This window comes from Streptomyces pseudoechinosporeus, assembly GCF_054783935.1.
Window position 1 is genome coordinate 1 of the sequence record NZ_BAAGPS010000095.1, and the last position, 890, is coordinate 890.

Here is an 890-nt window from a genome sequence, read left to right on the forward strand (position 1 = left end):
GTCCATGGCGTGCGCCACGGTGCGGATCTCGCGCCACAGATAGCCGATCTTGCGGCGGGCCATGCCGCGCACCATGCCCCAGGACTTGCCGCCCTCGGGGACGTCGTGGCGACCGAGCCGGTAACCGAACTGCGTCAGAAGGTCGATGGCCAGCTCACGGTCATGTGCGGAGGCGCAGGCGGCGGCCCGCTCCGGCGTCCACAGGCCGTAGGCCATCAGGTACTGCACATGGGCGAGTTCTCCGGCCGCGCTCTCTGCGGCCAGGTGCCACGGGTTGGTGTCCTGCGCCTGCCATGCGGTGTTGCCGGTGACCGCCCAGCGGCCCGGCTCCGGCTGCCAGGCGATGACCTCACTGGTGATGACGTGCATGCCGTAGGCCATGGACAGCACGGCGTGCCCGGCCTCGTGGAAGGCCAGGCCCAACCGGGCCTGTTCGTAGCTCAGCGGCATGTCGAACGCGGGGCGCGGCCGGCCGGTGTGGTCGGTCAGCACCTCGGGGGCGGGGGTCATGGTCGTCATGCCGCCATTCCCTTCCGGGAGAACCGGCGGCGCCTGGCCGGGCGCGCCAGCGGGACGACGTTGAACAGTTCCGGGGCGCGCGCCTCGATCACCTCGGCGGCGATGCGGGCCACGTCGTCCGGCAGGTTGCGGTACTCGGGGTCAGCGAGGATGTCGCGCGCCGCGTCCAGACGGGCCGCGCGCTCTTCATCCGTCTCGCTCTCTTCCCCGAGCCACAGCTCAACCGGGGTGCCAAGAGCCAGTTCCACGAAGTCCTCAGCGGAGACGGCCTGTTGATGGCCGATGTACATGCGCATAGACGTTCTCCTGAGTCGATGGGGCAGGGAGATGTCCGACAGCGGGCGACCTTGCTGGGGAGTCCCGCCGGTCGG

2 protein-coding genes are annotated in these 890 nt (G+C 70.3%); both read right to left on the reverse strand.

Annotation, left to right across the window (positions count from 1 at the left end):
- Window positions 1-519, reverse strand: a 519-nt coding sequence (locus ACYVO6_RS49350) for a hypothetical protein (protein WP_461073602.1), incomplete at its 3' end; no start/stop codon positions are given.
- The coding region (locus tag ACYVO6_RS49355) for a hypothetical protein (RefSeq protein WP_461073604.1) at window positions 516-890 on the reverse strand (375 nt) is incomplete at its 5' end. The genes ACYVO6_RS49350 and ACYVO6_RS49355, both read right to left, overlap by 4 nt.